Annotated in this window: 1 protein-coding gene; it reads left to right on the top strand. The window is 69.7% G+C overall.

What is annotated here, in order from left to right; all coding sequences use genetic code 11:
- The coding region (locus E0702_RS16055) for a helix-turn-helix transcriptional regulator (RefSeq protein ID WP_240721793.1) at positions 1-337 on the top strand (337 nt) is incomplete at both ends.

Genomic DNA, 337 nt, shown 5'->3' with positions numbered 1-337 from the left:
TGGCCGAGGAACAGGCGGCCTTCCTCGAACGCTCCATGCCGGCGCGGGTGGGCGACGGGGTGGCGATCCAGGTCTTCGGGCCCAACATGCGCCACGGCTATGTCGGGATGGGCTTCGGCGACCGGCCGCGCGACGTGACCGCGCCGCAACTGGCCGAGTACCAGCTGGTCTCGCAACTGATGCACCTGCGCGCCTGCCGCCTGATCGAAGAGCGCAACCGCAGCGAGATCGCCCTGAGCGCGCGGGAGACCGAAGTGCTCGGCTGGATGGCCCGCGGCAAGAGCAAGACCGTGATCGCCGACATCCTCGGCCTCTCGCCCCATACCGTCGACACGCT

The organism is Halomonas marinisediminis, from assembly GCF_004347715.1.
GTDB lineage: Bacteria > Pseudomonadota > Gammaproteobacteria > Pseudomonadales > Halomonadaceae > Halomonas > Halomonas icarae.
This window is presented reverse-complemented; position numbering and strand designations above follow the sequence as displayed.